The organism is Pseudomonas sp. KnCO4 (assembly GCF_045344305.1).
GTDB lineage: Bacteria > Pseudomonadota > Gammaproteobacteria > Pseudomonadales > Pseudomonadaceae > Aquipseudomonas > Aquipseudomonas anuradhapurensis.
This window is the reverse complement of the sequence record NZ_CP174199.1, coordinates 3967467-3987165: the sequence shown is the minus strand read 5'-3', so window position 1 is coordinate 3987165 and position 19699 is coordinate 3967467. Positions and strand designations below refer to the sequence as shown.

Below are 19699 nucleotides of genomic sequence, written 5' to 3'. Positions count from 1 at the left end.
CCTTAAGGGGCGGGCGAGGGCGCCTTTCATTCGCTGCGGGCAGGCCGGCCAAGGGCCAGCGCCTGTTCGAGCCAGGCGAGAATATCGCCAGTGACCTCGTCTCGATTGAGTTCGTTGAGCACTTCATGCCGCGCCTCGGGGTAGACGCGCAGCTGTACATGTCGATTGCCGGTCGCGCGCAGGGCGTCGGCCAGGTGGGTGAGACGCTTGCCGGCACTGACCGGATCACATTCACCCCCGATCACCAGCAGCGGCAGGTTTGGATCGATCTGCGCGAGGTTACCCGGCTGGCTGATCTGCGCCAAGCCTTGCAGCAGGTCGAGCCACAACTGGTTGCTGCAGCGAAAGCCGCATAACGGGTCGTTGAGGTACAGGTCGACCTGCGCCGGGTCGCGGCTGAGCCAGTCGAATGCCGTGCGGTTGGGCTTGAAGGCCTTGTTGAACGAGCCGAACGACAACCATTCGAGCAGCGCGCTCTTGCCCAGCGGCCCCTGGCGCCAGGCTTCCAGCCGGGCAATCAGCCGCGCCACGCGGTAGAGCATCGCCGGCTGGTAGTTGGAGCCACTGAGGATTGCCCCATGCAGGCTGCCGCTGTGGTGCAGCAGGTACGCCTGGGCAATGTAGCTGCCCATGCTGTGGCCGAACAGGAATAAGGGCGTGCATGGGTACTGCTGGCCGATGTGCTGGGCCAGCAGCCCGAGATCATTGACCACGGCATCCCAGCCATGATGGCGGGCGAACAGGCCGAGGCTGCCCAGTTCGGCGGTGCGCCCGTGGCCGCGCTGGTCGGCGGCGATCAGGGCAAAGCCCGCCGCGCGGAGGGCCTCGCCCAGCGGCTGGTAGCGCCCGGCATGCTCGGCCATGCCGTGGGCCAGCAGCACCACGGCCTTGACCGGCGTGGCCGGCAGCCATTGGTGCACGTACAGGCTGCAATGCTCGCTGGCAGGCAGCCAGAAGGCGTCGTGAGGCATGGCGGGTCCTTGTGCGCACGGGTACCCGAACAGTGTATGCACAACCGGCCGGATTGCAGGAAGGGCACAAATAAGATTCACAATGTTAATGGCGGCACTTGGCGTATATGCCACCTCGGGCTTACCTGTTAACGTCGGGCCAACGCCTTTTCGCTCTTGGGCGGGCAGGTAAAAGGACAGGACACTCAGCGGGTCCAGGCAGAGGAACAATAATAAATGCAAGCCGATTTCTGGAACGACAAGCGCCCGGCGGGCGTACCCTCCACCCTCGATATCAACGCCTACACCTCGGTTGTCGAGGTGTTCGAGCGCTCCTGCAAGCGCTTTGCCGATCGCCCGGCCTTCAGCAACCTGGGCGTGACCTTGACCTACGCGGACCTGGAGCGCCATTCGGCGGCCTTCGCCGCCTGGCTGCAGCAGCACACCGACCTCAAGCCGGGTGACCGCATCGCGGTACAGATGCCCAACGTGCTGCAGTACCCCATCGCCGTGTTCGGCGCCCTGCGGGCGGGCCTGATCGTGGTCAACACCAACCCGCTGTACACCGCGCGCGAGATGCGCCACCAGTTCACCGACAGCGGCGCGCGCGCGCTGGTATACCTGAACATGTTCGGCAAGCACGTCCAGGAGGTACTGCCGGATACCGGCATCGACTACCTGATCGAGGCCAAGATGGGCGACATGCTGCCCGCCGCCAAGGGTTGGCTGGTCAACACTGTGGTCGACAAGCTGAAGAAGATGGTACCGGCCTACCGGTTGCCGCAGGCGATACCGTTCAAGCAGGTGTTGCGCCAGGGCCGCGAGCTGTCAGCCAAGCCAGTGCCGCTGAGCCTGGACGACATCGCCGTGTTGCAATATACCGGCGGTACCACTGGCCTGGCCAAGGGGGCCATGCTCACCCACGGCAACCTGGTGGCCAACATGCTGCAGGTACTGGCCTGCCTGTCGCAGCACGGGCCGGACGGGCAGAAGCTGATCAAGGAAGGCCAGGAGGTGATGATCGCGCCACTGCCGCTGTACCACATCTACGCCTTCACCGCGAACTGCATGTGCATGATGGTCACCGGCAACCACAACGTGCTGATCACCAACCCGCGGGATATCCCCGGCTTCATCAAGGAGCTGGGCAAATGGCGGTTCACTGGGCTGCTGGGCCTGAATACCCTGTTTGTTGCGCTGATGAACCACCCAGGCTTCAGCCAGCTGGATTTCTCCGCGCTTAAAGTCACCAACTCGGGCGGCACTGCGTTGGTCAAGGCCACTGCCGAGCGCTGGGAGAGCCTGACCGGCTGCCGCATCGTCGAAGGCTACGGCCTGACCGAAACCTCGCCGGTGGCCAGCACCAACCCCTATGGCCAACTGGCGCGCCTGGGCACGGTGGGCATCCCGGTGGTGGGCACCGCCTTCAAGGTGATCGACGATGACGGCAACGAGCTGCCGCTGGGCGAGCGCGGCGAGTTGTGCATCAAGGGGCCCCAGGTGATGAAGGGCTACTGGCAGCAGCCCGAGGCCACCGCCCAGGCCCTGGATGCGGAGGGCTGGTTCAAGACCGGCGATATTGCGGTGATCGACCCGGACGGCTTCACCCGCATCGTCGACCGCAAGAAGGACATGATCATCGTCTCCGGTTTCAACGTGTACCCCAACGAGATCGAGGACGTGGTCATGGGCCACCCCAAGGTGGCCAACTGCGCAGCCATCGGCGTGCCGGACGAGCGTTCCGGCGAGGCGGTGAAGCTGTTCGTGGTGCCGCGCGAGGGCGGGGTGAGCGTGGAAGAGCTCAAGGCCTTCTGCAAGGCCAACTTCACCGGCTACAAGGTGCCCAAGCACATCGTGTTGCGCGACGCCTTGCCGATGACGCCGGTGGGCAAGATCCTGCGGCGGGAGCTGCGGGATATAGCTTGATACCGGGTTGGCTTGTTCGCGGGCTTGCCCGCTCCCACAGGTACTGCACAGCATTCGAGAACTGTGAGGCCCCTGTGGGAGCGGGCAAGCCGGCGAATGCCGTGGAACCGCTCTAACAGGCTGCTTACAGCCCGATCTGCGACATTTTGGCTAAATACTCTAAAAATGACTTGTATTGTTCATTGAGTCATTTTTGTGACTACAAGGCCTGTTTTGGCCCCTAGGCGACCCCAGGTAAAGCTGATACTCTCGGCCCGCTTTCAGATGATCCGGTTTGCAACGAGCCGTCATCTCATATCAATAATAAGCGCATCGACGCGTGAATCGAACTTCGCTGTTGCTGAAGGAGTGGGCTTCCATGATCGAACATTTTTGGAAGGATAAGTACCCAGCCGGGATTACGGCGGAAATCAATCCTGACGAATTCCCCAATATCCAGGCGGTACTCAAGCAATCCTGCCAACGCTTTGCCGATAAACCGGCCTTTAGCAACCTGGGCAAGACTATCACTTATGGCGAGCTGTATGCGCTGTCGGGGGCGTTTGCCGCCTGGCTGCAACAGCATACCGACCTCAAGCCGGGTGACCGCATTGCCGTGCAGCTGCCCAACGTCCTGCAATACCCGGTGGCGGTGTTCGGTGCCATACGTGCCGGGCTGATCGTGGTCAACACCAACCCGCTGTACACCGCACGCGAGATGGAACACCAGTTCAACGACTCCGGTGCCAAGGCCCTGGTGTGCCTGGCCAACATGGCCCACCTGGCCGAGAAGGTGGTGCCCAAGACCCAGGTCCGGCATGTCATCGTCACCGAAGTGGCCGACCTGCTGCCGCCACTCAAGCGCCTGCTGATCAACAGCGTGATCAAGTACGTGAAGAAGATGGTACCGGCCTACCACCTGCCGCGTGCCGTACGTTTCAACGACGCGCTGGCGCTGGGCAAAGGGCAGCCGGTGACCGAGGCCAACCCGCAGGCCAACGATGTGGCGGTGCTGCAGTACACCGGTGGCACCACCGGCGTGGCCAAGGGCGCGATGCTCACCCACCGCAACCTGGTGGCCAACATGCTGCAGTGCCGGGCACTGATGGGCGCTAACCTGCACGAAGGTTGCGAAATCCTCATCACCCCGTTGCCGCTGTACCACATCTACGCCTTTACCTTCCATTGCATGGCAATGATGCTGATCGGCAACCACAACGTGCTGATCAGCAACCCGCGTGACCTGCCGGCGATGGTCAAGGAGCTGGGCAAGTGGAAGTTCAGTGGCTTCGTCGGCCTCAACACGCTGTTCGTTGCCCTGTGCAACAACGAGGCCTTCCGCGCCCTGGATTTCTCCGCGCTGAAAATTACCCTGTCCGGCGGCATGGCCCTGCAACTGAGCGTGGCCGAGCGCTGGAAGGCCGTCACCGGTTGCGCCATCTGCGAAGGCTACGGCATGACCGAGACCAGCCCGGTGGCCGCGGTGAACCCGTCGGAGGCCAACCAGGTCGGCACCATCGGTATCCCGGTACCCTCGACCCTGTGCAAGGTGATCGATGACGCCGGCCACGAACTGCCGTTGGGCGAGGTGGGCGAGCTGTGCATCAAGGGCCCGCAGGTGATGAAGGGCTACTGGCAGCGCGAGGACGCCACGGCCGAGATCCTCGACAGCGAGGGCTGGCTGAAGACCGGCGATATCGCCGTGATCCAGCCGGACGGCTACATGCGCATCGTCGACCGCAAGAAGGACATGATCCTGGTCTCGGGCTTCAACGTGTACCCCAACGAACTGGAAGACGTGCTGGCGGCCCTGCCGGGCGTATTGCAGTGTGCGGCCATCGGGGTGCCGGACGAGAAGTCGGGTGAGGTGATCAAGGTGTTCATCGTGGTCAAGCCGGGCATGACCGTGACCAAGGAGCAGGTGATGGAGCACATGCGCGCCAACGTTACCGGCTACAAGGTGCCACGCCAGATCGAGTTCCGCGACGCGCTGCCGACCACCAACGTGGGCAAGATCCTGCGCCGTGAGCTGCGTGATGAAGAGCTGAAGAAGCAGGGCCTGAAGAAGATCGCCTGATCGACCTTGCTGAGCTCTTCGCGGGCACGCCCGCTCCCACAGGTATTGCGCCGAGTCAGAGGGCTGCGTGGTACCTGTGGGAGCGGGCGTGCCCGCGAATGCTTCAGCGCAGTTTTTCCAGCATCTGGTAGTACCACATCCCCGCCGCCAACAACGGGTTCCCCAGCACGTCGCCCATCGGCACCCGCACATGCCGGCACTGGGCAAAGGTGTCGAACTTCTCCAGTGTCCCGGTCAACGCCTCGGCCATGATCTCGCCCATGATGTGGCTGGTGGCAATGCCGTGCCCCGAATAGCCCTGGCAATACCACACGTTGTCCGACAGCTTGCCCAGCTGCGGGATGCGGTTGACCACGATGCCCATCGCGCAGCTCCACTGGAACTCGATCGGCACGCCCTTCAATGCCGGGAAGGTGCGTTCGATGCATGGGCGCAGTTCGCCTGCGATATCGCGTGAGTCACGGCCGGAATAGTTCGCGCCGCCGCCGAACAGCAGGCGCTTGTCGGCGGTCAGGCGGTAGTAGTCGAGGACGAAGCGGCAGTCGTAGACCGCCAGGTCCTGCGGGTTGATCTGCTCGGCCAGCTGCCCCAGCGGTGCGGTGGTGACGATGCCGCCCATGGCCGGGAAGATCTTGCCCTTGAGCTGGCGTTGCTCCAGTTTGTGATACACATCGCCGGCCAGCATCACCTGGCGCGCCTCGACCCGACCGTGGGCAGTGACCACCGCCGGGCGCGGGCCGTGGACGATGTCCAGCACCTCGGAGTTCTCGAAGATCAGCGCCCCCAGGCCATGGGCGGCGCGGGCTTCGCCCAGGCACAGGTTGAGCGGGTGCAGGTGCAGGTTGCGCAGGTTCTTCAGTGCACCCAGGTACAGCGGGCTCTGCAGGTGCTCGGCCACGCCGTTGCGGTCCAGCAACTGCACCTGCTCGCCCATGCCGCGGCGCCGGGCCTCGGCCTCGAATGCGCGCAGCTCGTCCATGTGCGAAGGTTTCATCGCTGCATGCAGGTGGCCGCGCTTGAGGTCGCAGTCGATGCCGTAGCGCGCCACGCGTTGTTCGATCAATTGGTGCCCGCGCCAGCGCAGCTGCCAGATGAAATCGTCGACTTCGGCCCCCAGGCGGTTGCGCATCTGCGTGCGCATGGCTTCGTCGCCCGACAGGCTGCCGGTGACCTGGCCGCCATTGCGGCCGCTGGCGCCCCAGCCAATGCGGTTGGTTTCGACGATGGCCACCTTCAGGCCGCGCTCGGCCAGTTCCACTGCCGTGGCCACGCCGGTGAAGCCGCCGCCGATGATCGCCACGTCCACCTGCACGGTACCTTTTAGCTGTGGGTACGCGGTGTGGTCGTTGAGGGTGGCGCTGTAGTAGGACGGCGCGCGCTGCGCCGGGCCTTGGTTCAATGCTGCATTCATGGGTGTTCCTTGTTATTCGGGGGCTCAGGCCTGGTGCAGGTACCAGCGCCAGTCCTGTTCGCTGACTTCGGCCATGAACTGGCGGTACTCGGCGCGCTTGACCTTCAGGTACACGCCGAGGAACGGCTCGCCAAAGGCTTCACGGGCCCAATTGGAGTGCTGCAGGGCGTCGAGCGCGGTCAGCCAGTCGGTGGGCAGGTGTTCGCTGGCCTGGGCATAGCCGTTGCCTTCCACCGGCGCACCAGGGTCAAGCTGTTCGCGGATACCGCGGTGGCTGGCGGCGAGGATCGCCGCCGCTGCCAGGTACGGGTTGGCGTCGGCGCCACAGATGCGGTGCTCCACATGCCGGCTGTTGGCCGGGCCGCCCGGTACGCGCAGGCTCACGGTGCGGTTGTCCACGCCCCAGGTGGGCGCCAGCGGCGCGTAGCTGTTGGCCTGGAAGCGGCGGAACGAGTTGGCATTGGGGCAGAACAGCAGCAGCGAGTCGTGCAGGTGGCGCAACATGCCGGCCACGGCCTGGCGCAGCAGCGGAGTGCCGGCCTTGTCGTCGCTGGCGAACAGGTTGTTGCCGGCGTCGTCGGCCAGGCTCAGGTGCATGTGCATGCCGGTGCCGGCCAGGTGGGCGAATGGCTTGGCCATGAAGCAGGCCTGCATGCCGTGGGCATGGGCCACGCCTTTTACCAGGCGTTTGTAGCGCACCGCCTGGTCCATCGCCTGCAGCGCGTCGCCGTGCTCGAGGGTGATTTCCACCTGGCCGGGGGCATATTCCGAGATCGCTGTGCGGGCCGGGATGCCCTGGGCCTTGCAGGCGGCGTAGAGGTCGGCGAGGAACGGCTCGATCTGCTCCAGTTCGCGCAGGCCATAGACCTGAGTGCTGCGTGGGCGGCCGCCATCGTTGTCCAGCGCCGGTTGCGGGCGGCCGAAAGCGTCACGCTGCTGGTCGAGCAGGTAGAACTCCAGTTCGCAGGCCATCACCGGGTGGTAGCCGTCGGCCTTCAGCGCATCGATGGTGCGCAGCAGCACATGGCGTGGGTCGGCGATACTGGCCGGCAGGCCTTCGCTCGGGTGCATGCTCACCTGTACCGCGGCAGTCGGCACGCGCCGCCAGGGCAGGCGCACCAGGCTGCCTTCCAATGGGTAGGCGCGGCAGTCGATATCGCCCACGTCCCACACCAGGCCGGAGTTCTCCACATCGTCGCCGTTGAGGGTCAGGCCAAGGATGGTGCTGGGCAGCGGCCGACCGCTCTGGTACACGGCCAGCAGCTCGTCGCGGTGCAGCAGCTTGCCGCGCGGTACGCCGTTGGCGTCGAGGATGAACAGTTCGAACAGCTCGATATCGGGGTTGTCGGCCAGGAAACGCCTGGCTTGCTCTACAGGTGCAAAGTGCATGATGGATTCGCTCATGGGCGCACGGGGCCACCGCACAGGCAGGCGGCCCAGTTGAATCAAACGGGCGGACGACGTCCGGGTTCGGTCATGAAAGCGTGCGCGAGCCATCCGGTGGGCGGGCGTGACGGCAGTGCCACAGGGCCCAGAAGGCGAGGATGATGTGGACCAGCGGATTCTCACCGGCACGGCGCCTGGCCTTCGGCAGCGAAGGGCGGGGCGAGGGTGGGGCGATGGGCTGGACGGGAGTCATGCGTTGGATACTCACATGCAGGCTAAGGTTGATTAAAGCAGTGAATGGCAACCTTTACGTCGCGGTTGGCTAAACATATGTGCTGTTGCAACTGGCCTCTTCGCGGGTGAACCCGCTCCCACAGGATCGCATCAAGGCTGAGGCCTGTGGGGTACCTGTGGGAGCGGGTTTACCCGCGAAGAGGCCGGCACAGGCAGCAGACAACCGGCAAATCTGCGACAATCGCGCATCCTTCGAATGCCGATCATGAAAAAGCAGGCTCACCTGCATCACTAAAAAGCCCCATGACTGACCACGCCATCGACAAACTGCTGCAAAACCTCGACCACGCCATGATCGCCGACCGCCATCGCCTGCGCCGGCAATTGCACGACCTGCGCAAGCGCCCCGATGAGGCGAAGCTGGCGCAGTGGGTGGACAAGGTCCAGGCCTCCTGCGCCCAGGTCACCGCGCGCCAGCAGAGCGTGCCTACCGTGCGCTACGACGACAGCCTGCCGATCGCCGCCAAGCGTGACGAAATCAAGAAGGCCCTGGCCGAACACCAGGTGCTGGTGATCGCCGGCGAAACCGGTTCGGGCAAGACCACCCAGTTGCCGAAAATCTGCCTGGAACTCGGCCGTGGCAGCCATGGCATGATCGCCCACACCCAGCCACGCCGCATCGCCGCGCGCAGTGTGGCGGCGCGGGTCGCCGAAGAGCTGGGCACGCCGCTGGGCGGGCTGGTCGGCTACCAGGTGCGCTTCGAGGACCAGAGCGACGCCAACACCCTGGTCAAGCTGATGACCGACGGCATCCTGCTGGCCGAAACCCAGCACGACCGCTTTCTCGAACGCTACGACACGATCATCGTCGACGAAGCCCACGAACGCAGCCTGAACATCGACTTCCTGCTCGGCTACCTGAAGACCCTGCTGCACCGCCGCCCCGACCTGAAGCTGATCATTACCTCGGCGACCATCGACCTGGAGCGTTTCTCCCAACACTTCGACGGTGCGCCGATCATCGAAGTATCCGGGCGCACCTTCCCGGTGGAAACCTGGTACCGCCCGCTGACCAGCGAGCAGGACGAAGAAGGCAACCAGATCGAGGACGACCTCACCGTCGACCAGGCCATCCTCGCCACCCTGGACGAGCTGGCGCAGCACGAGCGCAGCGTCGGCAAGGGGCCGGGCGATGTGCTGATCTTCCTGCCGGGTGAGCGGGAAATTCGCGATGCCGCCGAGATCCTGCGCAAGGCGCAACTGCGCCACACCGAGATCCTGCCACTGTACGCGCGCCTGTCGCCGGCCGAACAGCAGCGCATCTTCCAGCCGCACAGCGGGCGCCGCGTGGTGCTGGCCACCAACGTCGCGGAAACCTCGCTGACCGTGCCGGGCATCCGTTACGTGATCGACACCGGCACCGCCCGTATCAGCCGCTACAGCTACCGCGCCAAGGTCCAGCGCCTGCCCATCGAGGCCGTGTCGCAGGCCAGTGCCAACCAGCGTAAAGGCCGCTGCGGGCGGGTCGAGCCTGGCATCTGCGTGCGCCTGTACAGCGAAGAGGATTTCAACAGCCGGCCGGCGTTCACCGACCCGGAGATCCTGCGCACCAACCTGGCGGCGGTGATCCTGCAGATGCTCCACCTGCGCCTCGGCGCGATCGATGCCTTCCCGTTCATCGAGCCGCCGGATGGCAAGGCCATCAGCGATGGTTTCAACCTGCTGCAGGAGTTGTCGGCGGTCAACCGCGAAAACCAGCTGACCCCGATCGGCCGCCAGTTGGCGCGCCTGCCGATCGACCCGCGGCTGGGCCGCATGCTGCTCGAAGGCGCACGCCTGGGCAGCCTGCAGGAAGTGCTGATCGTGACCAGCGCGCTGTCGGTGCAGGACCCGCGCGAACGCCCGCCGGAGCGCCAGCAGGCCGCCGACCAGGCGCACGCGCAATGGAAGGACGTCGACTCCGATTTCGCGGCGCTGGTCAACCTCTGGCGCGGTTTCGAAGAGCAGCGCCAGGCGCTGACCGCCAACCCGCTGCGCAACTGGTGCCGCAAGAACTTCCTCAATTACCTGCGCCTGCGCGAGTGGCGCGATGCCCATCGCCAGCTGGCGCTGATCTGCCGCGACCTGCAGTTGACGGTGAACAAGGAGCCGTCCGACTACCCGAAGATGCACAAGGCCATTCTCAGCGGGCTGCTCAGCCAGATCGGCCAGAAGACCGAAGAGGGCGACTACCAGGGGGCGCGCCAGCGACGCTTCTGGGTGCACCCGTCCTCGGGCCTGGGGCGCAAGCGCCCCCAGTGGGTGATGGCTGCCGAACTGGTCGAGACCACCAAGCTGTACGCGCGCATGGTGGCCAAGATCGAACCGGACTGGATCGAGCCGCTGGCCGGCCACCTGGTCAAGAAGAACCACTTCGAACCGCACTGGGAGAAAAAGCGCGGGCAGGTGGTGGCCTACGAGCAGATCACCCTGTACGGCCTGATCCTGGTCGGCCGCCGGCCGGTGCATTTCGGCCCGATCGACCCGGTCATCTCGCGCGAGCTGTTCATCCGCGAAGGCCTGGTCGGCGGCGAAATCCAGTCGCGGGCCAAGTGCCTGGCGGCCAACAAGCGCCTGCTCGAACAGCTCGACGAACTGGAGGCCAAGGCGCGCCGCCGCGACATCCTCGCCGACGAAGAAACCCTGTACGCCTTCTACGAAGCGCGCCTGCCAGCGGAAATCCACCAGACCGCGACCTTCGACAGCTGGTACCGCATGGGCAGCCAGAAGGACGCCAACCTGCTGATCATGCGCGAGGAAGACGTGCTGGCCCGCGAGGCCAGTGAAGTGACCGCCGCGCAATATCCCGACAGCCTGCAAGTGGGCGACCTGCGCCTGCCGCTGAGCTACCACTTCGAGCCCGGCCATCCCCGCGATGGCGTGACCGTGCGGGTGCCGGCACCGCTGCTGCCGAGCCTGCCGGGCGAGCGCCTGGAGTGGCTGGTGCCGGGCCTGCTGGAAGCCAAGTGCGTGGCGCTGGTGCGCAACCTGCCCAAGGCCCTGCGCAAGAACTTCGTGCCGGTGCCGGACTTCGTCAAGGCCTCGCTGGCGCGCATGACCTTCGGCCAGGGAGCGCTGCCGCAGGCCCTGGGCCAGGAGCTGCTGCGCATGACCGGTGCGCGGGTGCCCGACGAGGCCTGGGACGAGTCGGTCAACCTGGTCGAAGGCCACCTGCGCATGAACATCGAAGTGGTCGATGGGCAGGGCAAGTTCCTTGGTGAAGGCCGCGACCTGGCTGAGCTGACCGCGCGCTTTGCCGCCGCCAGCCAGGCTGCGCTGGCCGTGCCGCGCGACGCCAGCAGCGAACAACCGGTACAGGCCAAGGCCTTCAGCGAAGTGAAGCAGACCGCCCAGCAGAACATTGCCGGCCTGTCGATGACCGTATACCCGGCGTTGGTGGAAGATAACGGCAGCGTGCGCGAAGGGCGTTTCTCGACCCAGGCCGAAGCCGAGTTCCAGCACCGCCGCGCCTTGCAACGCCTGTTGCTGCAGCAGTTGGCCGAGCCGGCCAAGTTCCTGCGTGGCAAGCTGCCGGGGCTGACCGAACTGGGCCTGCTGTACCGCGAACTGGGCCGCGTCGAGGCATTGGTCGAAGATATTCTGCTGGCCAGCCTGGACAGCTGCATCCTCGACGGCGAACAAGCGCTGCCGCGCGACGGTGCCGCATTGGCCGGGCTGGCGGAGCGCAAGCGCGGCAGCTGGGCCGAGCATGCCGAGCGCCTGGCCCGGCAGACCCTGGAAGTGCTGAAGCTGTGGCACGGCTTGCAAAAGCGTTTCAAGGGCAAGATCGACCTGAGCCAGGCGGTGGCGCTGAACGACATCAAGCAACAGCTGGGCAACCTGGTGTACCCGGGCTTCGTGCGCGAAACCCCCGCTGCCTGGTTCAAGGAATTGCCGCGCTACCTCAAGGCGGTGGAACTGCGCCTGGAGAAGCTCGGCGCGCAGGTGCAGAAGGACCGGGTGTGGAGCGCCGAGCTGGGCAACCTGTGGGCGCAGTACAAGGCGCGTGCCGACAAGCATGCCCAGGAAGGCAAGCGCGACGAGCAGCTGACCGTCTACCGCTGGTGGCTGGAAGAATATCGGGTATCGCTGTTTGCCCAGCAGTTGGGGACCAAGGTACCGATTTCCGACAAACGTTTGAGCAAACAGTGGAGCCAGGTGGAGGGCTAAACTTCCCTGTTTGTGGCACTATTAGGGCAATTTGGGGTCGCGTTGCGACCCTGCGCGGGCGAGCCCGCTCCCACAGGCGCAGCGCACGAGGGAGCAGCTTTGCCTTTGAATTGGCACTAAAGTGCCATTAACTTGCCATATTCCAGCCAGCGCCCCGTGGCGCTGGCCTTTTACCAGAGGAACGACCGTGCATAACGTCGTGATCAGCGGCACCGGCCTGTACACCCCGGCCCAGAGCATCTCCAACGAAGAACTGGTAGCCTCCTTCAACACCTGGGCGCAGCAGTTCAACCAGGACAACGCCGCGGCCATCGAGCGTGGTGAGATCGAAGCGGCGCCGTTGTCCGACGCAGCCTTCATCGAAAAGGCCTCAGGCATCAAGAGCCGCTTCGTCATGGACAAGGCCGGCATCCTCGACCCACAGCGCATGAAACCACGCTTGCCGGAGCGCTCCAACGACGAGCCATCGGTACTTTGCGAAATGGCCGTGGCCGCGGCTCGCCAGGCACTGGAGCGCGCCGGCCGCAGCGCCGCCGATGTCGACGGGGTGATCGTCGCCTGTTCCAACCTGCAGCGTCCGTACCCGGCGATCGCCATCGAAGTGCAACAGGCACTGGGCATCCAGGGTTTTGCCTTCGACATGAACGTGGCCTGCTCATCGGCCACCTTCGGCATCCAGACCGCTGCCAACAGCGTGGCCCTGGGCCAGGCCCGTGCGGTGCTGATGGTCAACCCGGAGGTGTGCACCGGGCACCTGAACTTCCGTGACCGCGACAGCCACTTCATTTTTGGCGATGCCGCCACCGCGGTTCTGCTCGAGCGTGCCGACAAGGCAACCTCGGCGCACCAGTTCGAAGTTGTCAGCAGCAAGCTGTGGACCGAATTCTCCAACAACATCCGCAACAACTTCGGCTTCCTCAACCGCGCGGCGGAAGAAGGCGAAGGTGCAGCGGACAAACTGTTCATCCAGGAAGGCCGCAAGGTGTTCCGCGAAGTGTGCCCGAAGGTGGCCGAACTGATCGGTGAGCACCTGCAGGAAAATGGGCTGCAGCCGAGCGATGTGAAGCGTTTCTGGCTGCACCAGGCCAACCTCAGCATGAACCAGCTGATCGTCAAGAAACTGCTGGGGCGTGAGGTGGCCGAGGAAGATGCACCGGTGATTCTCGACCGTTATGCCAACACCAGCTCGGCGGGCTCGGTGATTGCCTTCCACCTGTACCAGGACGACCTGGCCAAGGGCTCGCTTGGCGTGTTGAGCTCGTTTGGTGCGGGGTATTCGATTGGCAGCGTGATCCTGCGCAAGCGCTGATTCATCGGGCGCCCGTTCCGGCCTCTTCGCGGGTAAACCCGCTCCCACAGGTTCGGCACAGCTTTTGAGCACTGCACGGTACCTGTGGGAGCGGGTTTACCCGCGAAGAGGCCGGCGCATTTCTGCCAGGCAAAAAAAGCGGGAAACGCCGGATGGGGTCGGCATTTCCCGCTTCAGGTGAAGCGCAATCGGTGTTGCTTAGAACTTGGCTTCCAGGTCGACCTGCAGGGTATCGACATCGGCATCGCTGTTGGGCAATTGCGACAGGTCGGTCTTGGCCATCAGGTAGGCAGCGCCCAGCGAGAAGTTCTTGTCGATTTCATAGCCAACCTTGAACTTGTGCCCGCGCGAACCGGTAAAGCCGTTGCCAAAGTCGGAGTCGGTGAACAGGCTGACCACCGCGTTACGCTGCACATCGCGGTAGTTGTAGTCCAGGCTCCAGGCGCCGACCTTGGTTTTCAGGCCTGCCAGCCAGGCCTGGTCTTCGCCATCGGTGCTTTCGGTGTTCTTCACATACTGGCCGTAAGCCGACAGCGGGATGGCAAAGCCGGTGAAGTCCAGCTGGCCGAAGCCTTCCACCAGGTTGAACTCGTTGGTGGTGTTGCCGAACGACTGCAGGATGGTGGCTTCCTTGTCGTTGTCGTAGCCATAGATACTGGCACCTACGGTCAGCTTGAGCGCGTCTGCCGGGGCGAACTTGGCGCCCAGCTGGCCGTGATAGACCTGTGCATCATGCTTGTACTGCACACCGTCGCCATCGACGTTGTCCTTGAGCGTGTACTGGCCGGCGCTGGCAAACACTTCGGCGCCACCCAGGTCGGTCTTGTAGGTAGCGGCCACGCCTTCCGGGTTGATGTCGCTGTCCCAGATGATGTCGCCCATGCTCACCCACGGCTGGGCCATCTTGCCGCCAATCAGGTGCAGGTTGGGGACGGCGGTGGGGTGCCAGTCGAGGTAGGCCTGGTCGACCCACAGCGACTTCTTGTCGAAGTAGTTGTCGAAGCTCTGGTTGGTCGAGCGGCGGTCGGCGCTGCTGCCGGTGGCGATACGGATGCCCGCGTCCACCTGCGGGTTGATTTCGCTGTAGAAGCCGACACGGGCACGCACGCGCTGGCGGTCCTGGTTGCCGCTGCTGCTGTTCGGGTTGTCGACGTTGACGTCTTCGTAACGCAGGCGCAAGTCACCCTTGACCTGGGTCTTGGCGGCCCATGCCACTTTCTGTTCAAAGGAGCTCATCCGGTCGGACTGAGCTTTCTGAGCGGCCTTTTCCTTGGTTTCCTGAGCCAGGTCTGCCTGCAGTTCGTTGTACTGCGCCTGGTTGATCGAGCCATTGGCGCGGAGCATTTCGAGCAGCTTGGCGTCGACAGCTGCACTGGCCGGAGTACTCAGAGCCAGCATCATGCCGGTGAGGCTCACTCCGGTAAGTGTAGAAACAAGACGCATAAGGTTCTCCCTGTTGAATAAGATGGGGGAGGCTCAGGCGCCCACCCCTGTATTGGCATGTCTTCGGAAAGGGCCTGAATAGACAGGTTCTGGGGTTCCGGAAAACAGGCGCAAGTATTGCGGGGGCGAATGACAGATTAATGTCGAATTAGTGGCACTGCGGTTAAGTAATTGAGAATAAAAGGATCGCCACGGCCTTGGTGAATTGAGTGGCGGGCCTTCCTTGGGGATACTGGGTACCTTGAAACAGCGAGTCGAAACCGTGACCAGCCTGTACAGCCTTGCTCATCTGCGTGACCTGCCGGCGGCTACCTGGGATGCCTTGGTGCCGCCCGGCCAACCGTTCCTGCGCCATGCGTTTCTCAGTGCCATGGAGGACAGCGGCAGCGTCGCGCACAACACCGGCTGGGCCGCCGAGCACCTGGTGCTGGAGCGTGACGGGCAGGTGCGGGCGCTGCTGCCGGCGTACCGCAAGTGGCATTCGTTTGGCGAGTATGTGTTCGACCATGGTTGGGCCGATGCCTGTGAGCGGGCCGGCATCGCCTACTACCCCAAGCTGCTCGGTGCCGTGCCGTTCAGCCCGGTCAGCGGCCCGCGCCTGCTGGCCGCCGACCCTGCCGACGCCTTGCTGGTGCTGCAGGCGTTGCCGGAGTACCTGGGCAAGGGCGGGTTGTCCGGGGCACACATCAACTTCACCGACCCGCAGCTGGATGCGCAGATGGCCGCGGTGCCGGGCTGGATGGAGCGGCTGGGTTGCCAGTTCCACTGGCGCAATCATGGCTACCGTGACTTCCAGGACTTCCTCGACAGCCTCAGCTCACGCAAGCGCAAGCAGATGCGCAAGGAGCGTGAGCAGGTAGCCGGGCAGGGCATCGATTTTCGCTGGTACCACGGCGCGGAGCTGGACCAGGCGCAGTGGGACTTCGTCTACCGCTGCTACGCCAACACCTACGCAGTACGCCGGCGTGCGCCTTACCTGACGCGCGAGTTTTTCAGCTTGCTGGCGGAGCGCATGCCCGAGGCACTGCGCGTGGTGATGGCGCGGCAAGCTGGGCGGGACGTGGCGATGGCCTTGAGCCTGGTGGGCGGCGACAGCTTGTTCGGGCGTTACTGGGGCTGCCTGGACGAGTTCGACCGGTTGCATTTCGAGACCTGTTTCTACCAGGGCATGGACTTTGCCATCGCCGAGGGCCTGCAGCGCTTCGATGCCGGGGCACAGGGCGAGCACAAGCTGATACGCGGGTTCGAACCGGTGCTGACGCGGTCGTGGCACTACCTGCTGCACCCGGGGCTGCGCCGGGCGGTGGAAGATTTCCTGGCGCAGGAGCGGGAAGGGGTGCGCGCGTATGCCGAGGAGGCCCGGGGGATGCTGCCCTATCGCCGGGACTGATCCATTCATATTGCCTGTGCTGGCCATTTCGTGGGTGAACCCGCTCCCACAGGTACTGCACAGACCATGAAATTTGTGCGGTCCCTGTGGGAGCGGGTTTACCCGCGAAGAGGCCGGTGCAGGCGTCAGTCGACCCCGACAAAGCCCCCGGTCTGGTGATGCCACAAGCGGGCATACAGGCCTTGCTGCGCGAGCAGTTCACTGTGGCTGCCACTCTCGACGATGCGCCCCTTGTCCAGCACCACCAGCCGGTCCATGCGCGCGATGGTCGACAGCCGGTGGGCAATGGCGATCACCGTCTTGCCCTGCATCAGCGTCTCCAGGCTTTCCTGGATGGCGGCCTCGACTTCCGAGTCCAGCGCCGAGGTCGCTTCGTCCATGATCAGGATCGGTGCATTCTTCAACAGCACCCGGGCAATGGCGATGCGCTGGCGCTGCCCGCCCGACAGCTTGACCCCGCGCTCGCCCACGTGGGCATCGAAGCCGGTGCGGCCCAGTGCATCCGACAGCTGCGGGATGAACTCGTCAGCCCGCGCCCGGCGCACCGCTTCGAGCAGCTCGGCCTCGCTGGCACCCGGGCGGCCGTACAGCAGGTTGTCGCGAATCGAGCGGTGCAGCAGCGAGGTGTCCTGGGTGATCATGCCAATCTGCGCGCGCAGGCTGGCCTGGCTGACCTGGGCGATGTCCTGGCCGTCGATGAGGATGCGCCCGCCCTGCACGTCGTACAGCCGCAGCAGCAGGTTGACCAGGGTCGACTTGCCGGCCCCGGACGGGCCGATCAGGCCGATCTTCTCGCCCGGGCGAATGTCCAGGTTCAGCCCTTCGATCACGTTGGCCGCCTGGCCATAGTGGAAATCCACGTCATCGAAGCGTACCGCGCCGCGGCTGACCTGTAGCGCCGGCGCGTTGGGCGGGTCGGTGACGGTAACCGGCTGGGCGATGGTCTGCAGGCCGTCCTGGACCATGCCGATGTTCTCGAAGATGCCGTTGACCACCCACATGATCCAGCCCGACATGTTGACGATGCGGATCACCAGGCCGGTGGCCAGGGCGATGGCGCCGACCGTGATCAGCGACTGGCTCCACAGCCACAGGGCCAGGCCTGTGGTGGTGACCACCAGCAGGCCGTTGAGGGTGGTGATGACCACGTCCATGCTGGTGACCACGCGCGCCGCCAGCTGGGTTTTCTCGGTCTGTTCGCTGATCGCTTCGCGAGCGTATTGCCGCTCGTGGTCGGTGTGGGCGAACAGCTTGAGGGTGGCGATGTTGGTGTAGCCATCGACGATACGGCCCATCAGCTTGGAGCGCGCGTCGGAGGAAATCACCGAGCGTTCCTTCACCCTGGGCACGAAGTAGAACAGCGCGGCGATATAGCCGACGATCCACAGCAGCAGGGGCAGCATCAGGCGCCAGTCGGCCTCGGCGAACAGCACCAGCGAGGTGATGGCGTAGATCAGCACATGCCACAGTGCATCCACCGCCTGCACGGCGGAGTCACGCAGCGAGTTGCCGGTCTGCATGATGCGCTGGGCGATACGCCCGGCGAAGTCGCTCTGGAAGAAATTCAGGCTCTGCTTGAGCACGTAGGTGTGGTTCTGCCAGCGGATCAGGCTGGTCATGCCGGGGGTGATGGTCTGGTGCACCAGCAGGTCGTGCAGGCCGAAGAACAACGGCCGCAGCAGCAGGATGACCACCAGCATCCAGACCAGCTCGCCACTGTGCTCACTGAAGAAGTTGGCGTTGGGCGTGCCCTGGGCCAGGTCGATGATGCGGCTGAGGTAGCTGAACATCGCCACCTCGATCAGCGAGGCGAACAGGCCGACCACCAGCAGGGCCAGGAAGCTCGGCCAGACCTGGCGCAGGTAATACAGGTAGAACGGCCATACCCGGCTGGGGGGCGCTTCGCTCGGCGCGTCGCGAAAAATGTCGATCAGTTGCTCGAAACGGCGGTACAGCATGGGTGACGACACTCCTGTTCCATCCGACCCCAGGCGGTTTCACGTCCCTGTGAAGCCTGTGGTCAGTCGATGCGTTTGGCCGACTTGATGTACACCGGGTCGGCCGGTACATCGCGCATGCCTTTCTTGATGGTGGTCGGCGAGTTGACGATCTGGTCGACCACTTCCATGCCCTTGGTCACCTTGCCGAACACGGCATAACCGGCGTCACGGCCCGGGTTGAGGAAGTCGTTGTCGGCTACGTTGATGAAGAACTGGCTGGTGGCCGAATTCGGGTCCGAGGTGCGCGCCATCGACAAGGTGCCGCGGGTGTTCTGCAGGCCGTTGCTGGCTTCGTTCCTGATCGGGTCCTTGGTGGGTTTCTGCACCATCTGCTCGGTGAACCCGCCGCCCTGGACCATGAAGCCCGGAATCACGCGGTGGAAGATGGTGTTGTTGTAGAAGCCGCTGTCGACATAGCTGAGGAAGTTCTTGGTACTGATCGGCGCCTTCTCGGCATTCAGCTCGATTTCCACCTGGCCGAAGCTGGTGTCCAGCACAACGTGCGGGGTCTTGTCGGAGGCCATGACGCTGGTGGCAAAGGCGACCGAGCAGGCGGTGAGCAGAAGTTTTTTCAGCATGGGCTCAAAGATCCTTGAGAGGTGGAAGCGGCTGCAAGGAATTGCAGCAGGGTCTGGTTGAAGACCTCGGGTTGGTCGAGGGGCGTAGCGTGCCGGGAATCGTCGATGACCACCAGCCTGGCGTGGGGCATCAGGGCGACATAGCGTTGTTTCAGTTGTATCGGCGTGTAATCGTGGTCGGCGGCGATCACCAGGGTAGGACAGTGAATCTGCCCGATGCGTTCCTGCACGCCCCAGTCGACGATGGCGTCGAAGCTCTTGAGGTAGGCGCGTTTGTCGTTGCGTGCCCAGCGCTGGGCCATTTCCTGGCGCAGTTCGGCCTGCTCGGGCTTGGGGAACAGCCGTTCGGCCAAGCCCTTGCCGACGGTTTCGACGCTGAGCAGGCGCGCCAGGCCCCAGCGCTTCAACCACCAGGCCCAGTCACTGCTGCTGCGGCGCTTGACCTCGGGGGCGCTGTTGACGATGCACAGGCTGCGTAGCCATTGCGGATGGTCCACGGCGAACTGGAAGCCGATCATGCCGCCCATGGACAGGCCGACGAAGTGCACCGGGCCGGTCTCCAAGTGTTCGAGTAGGGCCAGCAGGTCGGCACTGAAGGTGGCGATCTGGTAGCCGTCGCGGGGCTTGTCGGAGCGACCATGGCCGCGGATGTCCATCAGGATGACCTGGTAGTGACGGCTGAGCGCCGGCACCTGCATCTCCCAGTCCTGGCAGCTGGAGCCCAGGCCATGCAACAGCACCAGCGGTTGGCCCTGGCCAAAAACCTGGTAATGCAGTGCACATCCTTCGTGTTCGAAATAGGCCATG

The 19699-nt window shown here is 64.3% G+C and carries 12 protein-coding genes; 5 read left to right on the top strand and 7 right to left on the bottom strand.

The annotated features are described in order from the left end of the window. Positions 1-26: 26 nt before the first annotated feature. On the bottom strand, positions 27-971 hold the full coding sequence (locus tag ACJA3S_RS18565; RefSeq protein ID WP_406819541.1) for an alpha/beta hydrolase: 945 nt from the start codon (positions 969-971) through the stop codon (positions 27-29). Between the two features lie 216 nt (positions 972-1187). Here ACJA3S_RS18565 and fadD2 point away from each other — a divergent pair, with 216 nt between their 5' ends. Beyond that, positions 1188-2876, top strand: coding sequence for a long-chain-fatty-acid--CoA ligase FadD2 (fadD2, locus tag ACJA3S_RS18560; protein ID WP_406819540.1), 1689 nt, complete (start codon positions 1188-1190; stop codon positions 2874-2876). A gap of 358 nt (positions 2877-3234) precedes the next feature. Further along, a complete protein-coding gene (gene fadD1 / locus ACJA3S_RS18555; RefSeq protein ID WP_406819539.1) occupies positions 3235-4932 on the top strand; it encodes a long-chain-fatty-acid--CoA ligase FadD1 in 1698 nt (565 codons plus the stop codon). 103 nt (positions 4933-5035) lie between these two features. Here the strand turns inward: fadD1 and ACJA3S_RS18550 are convergent, their stop codons facing one another. Together ACJA3S_RS18550 and ACJA3S_RS18545 are read right to left on the bottom strand one after the other, a co-directional pair. Beyond that, positions 5036-6343, bottom strand: a complete 1308-nt coding sequence (locus ACJA3S_RS18550) for an NAD(P)/FAD-dependent oxidoreductase (RefSeq protein ID WP_406819538.1) — start codon at positions 6341-6343, stop codon at positions 5036-5038. Between the two features lie 24 nt (positions 6344-6367). Next, positions 6368-7732: a glutamine synthetase family protein gene (locus ACJA3S_RS18545; protein WP_406822275.1), complete on the bottom strand. Its 1365-nt coding sequence runs from the start codon at positions 7730-7732 to the stop codon at positions 6368-6370. 534 nt (positions 7733-8266) lie between these two features. On the opposite strand from ACJA3S_RS18545, the gene hrpA reads away from it, so the two are divergent. Beyond that, positions 8267-12172 carry an ATP-dependent RNA helicase HrpA gene (hrpA, locus tag ACJA3S_RS18540; RefSeq protein WP_406819537.1) on the top strand — a complete coding sequence of 1302 codons (3906 nt, stop codon included), beginning with the start codon at positions 8267-8269 and terminating at the stop codon, positions 12170-12172. A 187-nt stretch (positions 12173-12359) separates the two neighbouring features. Next, positions 12360-13481, top strand: coding sequence for a beta-ketoacyl-ACP synthase III (locus ACJA3S_RS18535; RefSeq protein WP_406819536.1), 1122 nt, complete (start codon positions 12360-12362; stop codon positions 13479-13481). A 198-nt stretch (positions 13482-13679) separates the two neighbouring features. Here the strand turns inward: ACJA3S_RS18535 and ACJA3S_RS18530 are convergent, their stop codons facing one another. Beyond that, on the bottom strand, positions 13680-14924 hold the full coding sequence (locus tag ACJA3S_RS18530) for a putative porin (protein ID WP_289131027.1): 1245 nt from the start codon (positions 14922-14924) through the stop codon (positions 13680-13682). A gap of 262 nt (positions 14925-15186) precedes the next feature. On the opposite strand from ACJA3S_RS18530, the gene ACJA3S_RS18525 reads away from it, so the two are divergent. Beyond that, on the top strand, positions 15187-16314 hold the full coding sequence (locus ACJA3S_RS18525) for a GNAT family N-acetyltransferase (protein WP_406822274.1): 1128 nt from the start codon (positions 15187-15189) through the stop codon (positions 16312-16314). 125 nt (positions 16315-16439) lie between these two features. Here ACJA3S_RS18525 and ACJA3S_RS18520 read toward each other — a convergent pair whose 3' ends face one another. The 3 genes from ACJA3S_RS18520 to ACJA3S_RS18510 all read right to left on the bottom strand — a co-directional run bounded on the left by ACJA3S_RS18520 (position 16440) and on the right by ACJA3S_RS18510 (position 19698). Further along, positions 16440-18272: an ABC transporter ATP-binding protein gene (locus ACJA3S_RS18520; RefSeq protein WP_406819535.1), complete on the bottom strand. Its 1833-nt coding sequence runs from the start codon at positions 18270-18272 to the stop codon at positions 16440-16442. 62 nt (positions 18273-18334) lie between these two features. Next, positions 18335-18892 carry a peptidylprolyl isomerase gene (locus tag ACJA3S_RS18515; protein WP_170031323.1) on the bottom strand — a complete coding sequence of 186 codons (558 nt, stop codon included), beginning with the start codon at positions 18890-18892 and terminating at the stop codon, positions 18335-18337. Further along, complete coding sequence (locus tag ACJA3S_RS18510; RefSeq protein ID WP_406819534.1) at positions 18886-19698, bottom strand: alpha/beta fold hydrolase; 813 nt, start codon at positions 19696-19698, stop codon at positions 18886-18888. The genes ACJA3S_RS18515 and ACJA3S_RS18510 overlap by 7 nt, the downstream gene beginning before the upstream one ends. Between the last annotated feature and the right edge of the window lies 1 nt (position 19699).

What these genes read in the sequence shown, in the direction of transcription:
- ACJA3S_RS18565 (WP_406819541.1), bottom strand. Translation starts at nt 971, where the DNA reads ATGCCTCACGACGCCTTCTGGCTGCCTGCCAGCGAGCATTGCAGCCTG.
- fadD2 (WP_406819540.1), top strand. Translation starts at nt 1,188, where the DNA reads ATGCAAGCCGATTTCTGGAACGACAAGCGCCCGGCGGGCGTACCCTCC.
- fadD1 (WP_406819539.1), top strand. Translation starts at nt 3,235, where the DNA reads ATGATCGAACATTTTTGGAAGGATAAGTACCCAGCCGGGATTACGGCG.
- ACJA3S_RS18550 (WP_406819538.1), bottom strand. Translation starts at nt 6,343, where the DNA reads ATGAATGCAGCATTGAACCAAGGCCCGGCGCAGCGCGCGCCGTCCTAC.
- ACJA3S_RS18545 (WP_406822275.1), bottom strand. Translation starts at nt 7,732, where the DNA reads ATGCACTTTGCACCTGTAGAGCAAGCCAGGCGTTTCCTGGCCGACAAC.
- hrpA (WP_406819537.1), top strand. Translation starts at nt 8,267, where the DNA reads ATGACTGACCACGCCATCGACAAACTGCTGCAAAACCTCGACCACGCC.
- ACJA3S_RS18530 (WP_289131027.1), bottom strand. Translation starts at nt 14,924, where the DNA reads ATGCGTCTTGTTTCTACACTTACCGGAGTGAGCCTCACCGGCATGATG.
- ACJA3S_RS18520 (WP_406819535.1), bottom strand. Translation starts at nt 18,272, where the DNA reads ATGCTGTACCGCCGTTTCGAGCAACTGATCGACATTTTTCGCGACGCG.
- ACJA3S_RS18515 (WP_170031323.1), bottom strand. Translation starts at nt 18,892, where the DNA reads ATGCTGAAAAAACTTCTGCTCACCGCCTGCTCGGTCGCCTTTGCCACC.
- ACJA3S_RS18510 (WP_406819534.1), bottom strand. Translation starts at nt 19,698, where the DNA reads ATGGCCTATTTCGAACACGAAGGATGTGCACTGCATTACCAGGTTTTT.